Origin of the sequence: Collinsella sp. TM10-22 (genome assembly GCF_003466125.1) — a bacterium.
Lineage (GTDB): Bacteria > Actinomycetota > Coriobacteriia > Coriobacteriales > Coriobacteriaceae > Collinsella.
Window position 1 is genome coordinate 1 of the sequence record NZ_QSOC01000023.1, and the last position, 535, is coordinate 535.

At 48.4% G+C, this 535-nt stretch carries 1 protein-coding gene; it reads right to left on the reverse strand.

Features of this window, described 5'->3' with window-relative positions; translation table 11 throughout:
• Positions 1-290: 290 nt before the first annotated feature.
• On the reverse strand, positions 291-535 hold a 245-nt coding region (locus DXD94_RS09905), incomplete at its 5' end, for a hypothetical protein (protein WP_233540361.1).

Here is a 535-nt window from a genome sequence, read left to right on the forward strand (position 1 = left end):
CCGGGGCCGGGAATCACGCACTCCATATTTTGTTCACAAATTAATTAACTGGGCTCCGAGTTGCTCAGAGTCGCACATATGGTCATAAACCTTGGACAGACCGTATGACCTCGGGAATCTTGCTATCCACTGTAGACATAGCATCTTTATACCCTCGTCGATCTCCGCTAGTTAGCCCGTAATAAATTGAAGGACAACGTTAACAAACCTATATAAACGCCAGTGGGGGCTCCATCACTAATTAGACAGAGCCCCCACTGGCGGAGTGTATTTGAGTAAAATAATGCCCCTTAATTAATGTACTGGAAATAAGGAGCAAAAGATCCGTCCGGATATACGTGACGACAGAACCCTGGAGCCGACTGAGCGCCACCAGAAAGCGACATGAGTAAAAAGATCGGCTCTGCCTCACCGCGAACGACTACGATGCCCTCGACTAAAGCCAATCCGAACACACCTAAAACAGATAGGGCAAATGTCGGTTTATATAACGCAAAAAAGGGGGAGGCCGCGAGGCCTCCCCCTTCTCCATTTC